The 3,418-nt window shown below is 66.3% G+C and carries 4 protein-coding genes; 2 read left to right on the top strand and 2 right to left on the bottom strand.

Features of this window, described 5'->3' with window-relative positions; translation table 11 throughout:
• Both VF662_RS04010 and VF662_RS04005 read left to right on the top strand, forming a co-directional pair.
• Positions 1-680: TIGR04282 family arsenosugar biosynthesis glycosyltransferase (locus tag VF662_RS04010; RefSeq protein ID WP_464137939.1), on the top strand; the 680-nt coding region annotated here is incomplete at its 5' end.
• Positions 677-1,066 carry a PaaI family thioesterase gene (locus VF662_RS04005; RefSeq protein ID WP_464137937.1) on the top strand — a complete coding sequence of 130 codons (390 nt, stop codon included), beginning with the start codon at positions 677-679 and terminating at the stop codon, positions 1,064-1,066. The genes VF662_RS04010 and VF662_RS04005, both read left to right, overlap by 4 nt.
• On the opposite strand, the gene VF662_RS04000 is transcribed toward VF662_RS04005, so the two are convergent.
• Both VF662_RS04000 and VF662_RS03995 read right to left on the bottom strand, forming a co-directional pair.
• On the bottom strand, positions 1,060-2,175 hold the full coding sequence (locus VF662_RS04000) for an acyl-CoA dehydrogenase family protein (RefSeq protein ID WP_464137934.1): 1,116 nt from the start codon (positions 2,173-2,175) through the stop codon (positions 1,060-1,062). The two genes, VF662_RS04005 and VF662_RS04000, sit on opposite strands and share 7 nt — an antisense overlap.
• A complete protein-coding gene (locus VF662_RS03995) occupies positions 2,175-3,272 on the bottom strand; it encodes an acyl-CoA dehydrogenase family protein (protein ID WP_464137941.1) in 1,098 nt (365 codons plus the stop codon). The genes VF662_RS04000 and VF662_RS03995 overlap by 1 nt, the downstream gene beginning before the upstream one ends.
• Positions 3,273-3,418: the final 146 nt, after the last annotated feature.

Here is a 3,418-nt window from a genome sequence, read left to right as displayed (position 1 = left end):
GCGCACAAGCCGGAGCGGCTGCTGGAATGGGTCGAGCTTTATCATCGCTGGCGCCGCGGCTGATGGAGACCCGTATCGTCATCTTCGCCAAGGCGCCGGTGCCGGGGAAGGTGAAGACGCGGCTTGTGCCGGCGCTCGGCGAAGAAGGTGCGGCCTCGCTGGCGCGGCGGATGCTTCGGGACACGGTGCGGGAGGCGCGGAAGGTGGGCGTCGCGGAGGTGGAGCTCTGCGCAGCGCCGCCGCCCGATCATCCGGACTGGAAGGACCTGCTTCCGCCCACCCTGATCGAGGATCAGGGCGAAGGCGATCTCGGCGAGCGGCTGGCGCGGGCGGCGGAGCGGGTGATCGCCGGCGGGCAAAGGGTGATCTTCGTCGGCACCGATTGCCCGCAGCTCAACGAGCGGCGGCTGCGCCAGGCCTGCTGGGAACTCGAAGGCCACGACGCGGTGATCCACCCCACGTTCGACGGCGGCTACGCCCTGCTAGGGCTCAGACGCTTCGATCCTTCGATCTTCGCCTCGATCGAATGGAGCACCGCCTCCGTCGCCCGGACGACCATCGCCCGCATCGGCGCGCTTGGATGGGACCTGCACATCGGAGAGACGCTGCAGGATATCGACGAGCCGCAGGATCTTTCGGCGCTGCCATCCGGCGCGGCAACGGCTACGGCACGCGGATGATCGACAGCCTCCCTCCTTATGGCGACCTCCTCGGCCTCAGCACCGCGCGCGGCGAGGAGGGCGAGCTTCTCTGGATCATGCCGTTTCGCGAGGAGGTGGTGGGGCGGCCCGGCTACCTCCATGGCGGAGCGATCGCCGGGCTGCTCGAATTCGCGGCGCTGGGGACGCTCTACGACCTTCTCAAGGGCGAGGAGGTGGCCCTGAAGCCGATCAACGTCACCGTTCAGTTCATGCGCGGCGGTTCCGATCATGACACCTATGCCGCGGCGACGATCACCAAGCTCGGCGGGCGCGTCGCCAATGTCGAGGCGCATTGCTGGCAGCAGGACCGGGCGAACCCGATCGCATCGGCGCAGATGAACGTGCTCCTGAAACGGGGTCAGTAGCCGTTGAGGCGGGCGAGCTTGTCGGCGTGATAATTCGCGTCGCCGAACAGCTCGTTCAGCACCCGGTCCCGCTTCATGTAGAGGCCGATGTCATATTCATCCGTCATGCCGATGCCGCCGTGCATCTGCACGCCCTCCTGCACCGCGAGCGTCGAGGTGCGGCCGGCCTTCGCCTTCGCAACCGAGACCATCGCTTCGGCTTCCTCACTTCCCTCGTCCAGCAATTGCTGCGCCTTCAACGTGGCGGAGCGGGCGATCTCAAGCTCCGAATAGAGGTGCGCCGAGCGGTGCTGGAGCGCCTGGAACTCGCCGATCAAGCGGCCGAACTGCTTGCGCTGCTTGAGGTAGTCGACGGTCATGTCCATTGCCGCCGAACCGAGTCCGACCATTTCCGAGGCGGCTCCTGCGCGGCCGGCGGCGAGGACGCGGCGGAGGATCGCCTCCCCCTGCCCCACCTCGCCGATCACCGCGTCGGCATCCACTTCCACGCCTTCGAAATCGATGCGCGCGCCGATGCTGCTGTCGGCGAGGCGGACGCCTTCGATAGCGAGCCCGTTGGCGTCCTTTTCCACCGCGAACAGGGTGAGGCCTTCCGCGGCCTTGGCTGCGACCACGAGGAAGTCGGCGGAAGCGCCCTGGACGACGAACTGCTTGCGCCCTGTGAGGCGGAAGCCGTTGCCGGAGCGATCGGCTTGCATCGCGACCGCTTCCGGCCGGTGCTTGGGACCTTCGTCCACCGCAAGCGCAGCGACCGTATCGCCGCTGAGGATGCCCGGGAGCCAGCGCTCGCGCAGCGGTGAGCCTCGAAGCGCCTCGACGACTGCGACGGCCGTGATCAGGAACGGCGAGGGCGTCAGATTGCGACCGATCTCCTCGAGCACGATCCCCGCCTCGACATTGCCGAGGCCGAGGCCGCCGTCCGCCTCGTCGACGAGGATGCCGGTGAAGCCCATCTCGCCGAACTGCTTCCAGAGCCCATGGCCGAAGCCGTCCTTGCAGTTGCGGTCGCGCCAGTGGCGGAGCTGCTTCGCGATGGCGCCTTCCGCCGCCATGAACTCGCGCGCGCTATCGCGGAGCATCGCCTGATCTTCGGTGAGGTAGAGCGGCATCAAGCCCCCGGAAGCTGAAGGATGTGCTTGGCGACGATTCCGAGCTGGATCTCGCTGGTGCCGCCCTCGATCGAATTGGCCTTGGTGCGAAGCCACTCGCGCGCCGCCTTCCCGCCCTGCGAGCGGTCGCTCTCCCATTCGAGCCCGTTCGACCCGCCGGCCACCATGACAAGCTCGTGCCGCGCCTTGTTGAGCTCGGTGCCGGCATATTTCATCATCGACGGCTGCGCCGGATGCGCCTGCCCGGCTTTGAGCTCGTCCATGAAACGCTCGGACATCGCCCGGAATGCCATTGCATCGACGTCGAAGCGGGCGACGTCGGCGCGGAGGAGCGGGTCCTCGGCCAGCCGCTCCTTCAGCGCCGCGCCAAGGCTCTCGCCGCTGCCGCCGAGGCCCATTCCGCTGATCATCTCGCGCTCGTGACCGAGCAAATATTTGGCCACATCCCAGCCCTTATTGACCTCACCGACCACCTGCTCCTTCGGCACCTGCACATCATCGAAGAAGGTCTCGCAGAACGGCGAATAGCCGGAGATGAGCAGAATGGGCTTTGTCGAGACGCCGGGGCTCGCCATGTCGAACAGCAGGAAGCTGATGCCCTTGTGCTTCGGCGCCTGGAAGTCGGTGCGGACGAGGCAGAAGATCCAGTCCGCCTTGTCGGCATAGGAGGTCCAGACCTTCTGGCCATTGACGAGCCAGTGATCGCCTTTGTCTTCGCACCGGGTCTGCAGGCTTGCGAGGTCGGAGCCGGCATTGGGCTCGGAATAGCCCTGGCACCAGCGTATCTCGCCGCGCGCGATCTCGGGCAAGAAGCGCTTCTTCTGCTCCTCGGTGCCGTATTTCAGAAGCGCCGGCCCAAGCATTGAGATGCCGAAGCTGTAGAGCGGGTTGCGAGCACCGATTGCCGCCATTTCCTGACGCAATATTTTGGTCTCGGCGGGTGAAAGGCCGCCGCCGCCATATTCCTTCGGCCAGTCAGGCACGGTCCAGCCCTGCTCCGCCATCCGCTCGAGCCACCGCCGCTGCGCATCGTTCTTGAAGACGGCGTTCCGGCCGCCCCAGCAGAGGTCGTCCTCTCCAAGCACCGGCTCGCGCATCTCTTGGGGGCAATTCGCCTCCAGCCATTCACGCGTCTCAAGGCGGAAATCGGCCACTGCTCTTGTCTCCGATGCGGCTCAGGGATAGCGGGGATGATAGGTTGACGGGAACGTAAAGCAAGCGAGGGGCGCGGGATGGATTTTTC

It is taken from the genome of Allosphingosinicella sp. (assembly GCF_036387215.1).
In the GTDB taxonomy this organism is placed as follows: domain Bacteria; phylum Pseudomonadota; class Alphaproteobacteria; order Sphingomonadales; family Sphingomonadaceae; genus Allosphingosinicella.
The sequence above is the reverse complement of the archived record's forward strand: the minus strand, read 5'-3'. Positions and strand labels throughout refer to the sequence as shown.